The organism is Runella sp. (assembly GCF_027484545.1).
Taxonomy (GTDB): domain Bacteria; phylum Bacteroidota; class Bacteroidia; order Cytophagales; family Spirosomataceae; genus Runella.
In genome coordinates this window covers 1-3,700 of the sequence record NZ_JAIXST010000316.1, presented here as the reverse complement: position 1 = coordinate 3,700, position 3,700 = coordinate 1, and the positions used below count along the sequence as shown (strand labels likewise).

Annotated in this window: 3 protein-coding genes; all 3 read right to left on the bottom strand. The window is 39.1% G+C overall.

Annotation, left to right across the window (positions count from 1 at the left end; all coding sequences use genetic code 11):
• Window positions 1-450: 450 nt before the first annotated feature.
• The 3 genes from Q0081_RS28250 to Q0081_RS28240 all read right to left on the bottom strand — a co-directional run bounded on the left by Q0081_RS28250 (window position 451) and on the right by Q0081_RS28240 (window position 3,410).
• The gene (locus Q0081_RS28250) at window positions 451-1,218 is read right to left on the bottom strand and encodes a CDP-alcohol phosphatidyltransferase family protein (RefSeq protein WP_298361421.1); all 768 of its coding nucleotides are present in this window, start codon (window positions 1,216-1,218) and stop codon (window positions 451-453) included.
• Window positions 1,219-1,368: 150 nt separating this feature from the next.
• Complete coding sequence (locus tag Q0081_RS28245; protein WP_298361419.1) at window positions 1,369-1,815, bottom strand: helix-turn-helix domain-containing protein; 447 nt, start codon at window positions 1,813-1,815, stop codon at window positions 1,369-1,371.
• An 86-nt stretch (window positions 1,816-1,901) separates the two neighbouring features.
• The gene (locus Q0081_RS28240) at window positions 1,902-3,410 is read right to left on the bottom strand and encodes a family 16 glycosylhydrolase (RefSeq protein ID WP_298361417.1); all 1,509 of its coding nucleotides are present in this window, start codon (window positions 3,408-3,410) and stop codon (window positions 1,902-1,904) included.
• Between the last annotated feature and the right edge of the window lie 290 nt (window positions 3,411-3,700).

Genomic DNA, 3,700 nt, shown 5'->3' with positions numbered 1-3,700 from the left:
CAACTTTGCTAATATCGCACTTACGAGGGTTATGCTCGCCATAGAAAACGTTGGTTGAAGTGTGGTAACTCCAATTTAACGTTTTCTATGTTTTTATCAAAACCTTTGCAAACTATTGTCAAAGGTGAGACGATATTAAAAAATGTGATGATACTATTTTTAAGTAGTAGAGCAAAAATTTTAGGGTACTTGTTTTGATATAATTCGTTGATTTTAAACGGATAACGGTTAAAAAATAACGATTAACTTGTGCTTTAGCACTTAACAGTGTGAATGGAGAATGGTTTTCGTGGCCGAATACTTTTTAAAGATTGAATAAGACAAGTAAACTTTGGTAAGGCCGGTGCTGATTCAATCATAAATATACTAAAAATAGCGTAGTAATGCTCCTGCAATTTTTAGAAAATGGAACTAAAAAGCATACTTTACAGAAGAAAAAGTAAGTAAATTTTATTTTACAAGTAATTTTCTAATTAAAATTACAAATAATCCAAAAATACTGTAACTAGCAAAAAAGGGTAACATGAATTCGGTTAAACCTAAACAAAGCATCAAACAAATAACCAATAATTGAAATCCCAGTCCCAGTAAGGAAATTAGACTCAAAAACCATTTGGGAAAGTGGCGAACAAAGAGCGCCTGCTTGTCCAGTAATAATACCAGTGAATCAAAAATGACATATAAACATAAAAAGACAGCGTGTAAAATAGTGACTGTTTTTTGACTTTCATATTCGTAAGCTATCGGTTTCCGGTATTCTATTGTTCTACTGGTTTCTTCATTATTTAACCTTCGTCTGACAATTACGTAATAGTAATTGTAAACGGAACATTGGAATTCAATGCCTAAAAATGCCAATACGAAAATGGTGACTGAACTCGAATCGACAAACAGTACCATTGTAAAAATGAGAGCATTAATGATAAAATCAAAAATAGAATCCAAATAGCGGCCGATGAGAGAAGGGTGATTGGTGATTCGGGCAATTTCACCATCTACGGCATCTAAAATGTTTTTTATCATTAGAAAAACAGCTGCCCATACTAATTGATGGGTATAAATGCAGTAAGCGCATAAAATTCCCGCCACAAAAAAAAGTGTAGTGACCTGTATCGCATTGATTTTTATCCGTGAAAGGTGGGTAGCTAAAAAAGTGGCAAGTGGGCGTCCATAATCAGAAAAGTCTACAAATTTGTCTTCGTTGGAGAGTTTGGGCATCGGCTGTTTAAAAAGTGTATAATACAGAAAAGGGCGTGGTACGCTTTCTATTAACCATGTCTAATCAGGAATAGTTATGCTGTTTTCAAATAAAAAGGGACTATTTTTTAAAGTATTATATCGTTTTTTACTGATATGTTGAAAACACCGTTACAGACCAGCTTTAAAACCGGCCTGTTCGCGGGTGGCATATTGCTTTCTGGCTTTCAAAATTTGAGCGCTGTGGTTGCTGGCCCAATCTCCCAATTCGATAATTTGCAGTAATAGACTGTGACCTAAATCGGTTAGCTTATGTTCTATACGGGGCAGAATTTTTGCAAAAATCCGACGAGTTACCAGTCCGTCGCGTTCCAGTGTCTGCAAGGTAACAGTAAGCATTCGTTGCAAAATACCGTCGATTCGTTTTTTCAGTTCGTTGAAGCGCAGCGTTCCTGCTTCTCCCAAATGAAAAATAGAAAGCATGGACCATTTATCACCAAAGCGGTCAAGAATGTTTCGAATCGGGCAGACGGAGACTACGCCTTCCAGTCCCTGTAAAATTTTCTTTAATTTTTTTTGCAGACTATCCTGCTGGTAGTCACTAATAGTTCTGTTCATGTACCTGACTTACTAAGAAATGCCTTCTTGCGGAGGGTCAGTTGTTTAGTAGTTAATCAGTTACTTGTACCTACGAACTTGGCGTTTTATTGAAACACTCGTACATAATCGACGGCCATTGTAGCAGGAAATACGCTCTCATCAATGCCCTTGGCACCGCCCCAATTGCCGCCTACCGCTACATTTAGCAACAAATGCTCCGGCTTATCAAATGGCCATTCGTTGACGGTTTTATGTTCGTTGGCAATACTTAAATAGACATTGCCGTCCAACAGAAAATCCATCTTTTCCGGCGTCCAATCGACGGCGTAAACGTGAAACTCAGTATACGGATTTTTAATGAAAATTTTCTTCGATTTTTGCGTTCTCTTTACGTGATTATACGATTGAGTGTGAATAGTTCCCACCAGCGTATCTGGGTCATAGCCAACATGTTCCATGATGTCAATTTCTCCGCATTTGGGCCAGCCAACGGTTTCGATATTACTGCCCAACATCCAGATAGCGGGCCAGATGCCGCGACCTTTGGGCAATTTTGCGCGAATTTCAATGCGTCCGTAGGTCCATTCGGCTTTTCCTTTGGTCAAGAGACGGGCAGAGGTATAGTCTCGATTTTCAAATTTGTTTTTGTGGGCTGTAATGGAAAGTACCCCATTTTTGACCAGTGCATTGTTTGTGTCGGCGTTGGTATAATATTCCAACTCATTGTTCCCCCAACCTTTTCCACCCACGTCGTAGCCCCATTTAGATGCATCAGGCAATCCGTCGTAATTGAATTCATCACTCCAAACCAACTTGCGCTTTTCTTTGGCAAAACGCGCATCACGCACAAGGGCTTTTTCCGGTTCATCGGTTGTGATGTAATCAATGTTTCTTACAAAAAAATAATCCATCACCAACGTATCATTTACCGTCCATGCGTTAGTCACGATGCCCAGTTTTTTAGCGTTGGAAATCCATTGTTCATCTTTTTGCAAAACACTGAAATGATAATCTAAGCCGCCGATGTTGTCGGTTTGCAGTTGTTCGGCCGGGATATTTCCATTAAGGTATTGCAGTTTAGCGTTTTTGTCCAACTCCCGTACCTTTTTCAAAATATCAAAATCAAAACTGATATACACAATCCACTTTTGGGCCTTCATTTTGCTGATGGTCTTCACTACTTTTTCGGCCAAAAGCAAAGCACGCTCTTTCCCTGCTGGAGACGGTTTGATTTCGGTCACGAGCATGGTTCTGTTCTGCTTTTTTCCTTCTTTCAGATAGTCCTTCAACGTTGGCAATTGTTCGCCGTTTTTTAACGGTTTTTTAATAAGGTCGGCATAATCGGTGGTTTCAATGTCCATACCTTCATAATGCGCGTCGTGATTAATAACCAATACTTCATCTTTGGTCATCCGAACGTCGAATTCGGAGCCGACACAGCCCAGTTTTACCGCATTTTGCAAGGAAGCGATAGAATTTTGGGGAGCACCCGTGTTTTTCCAGGCTCCGCGGTGGGCAACGATTTTGTTGTTATGAAAAGTTTGTGCATTCAGTAACAAAAAGCAGGCGGTCGTTAAAAAAACAGCCAATAAAGAGGTTGTCGTTTTTATCATTTCAGGGTGTATTTTGGGAAGACAAGTATCAGAATAATTATTTTCAAGGATAGGCTAAACGGTTGTTGGAAAAGGTAAATAATGGTTTATACCTACATTAATAGGGAGCATTTGAGGAATCGTTTCTACTGACAAACGAATGATTTTTTGCAGACTATGATTTAGAAATGATGGGTGTACGAAAAAGTGCAGATTTATTTCAAGCTGCTATTCTGACCTTTTTTGTAACCTGATTCCACTGATTACTTAGGAACTTTGTTCTGAGATTTAAGACCTGTTGTCCCCCTTGT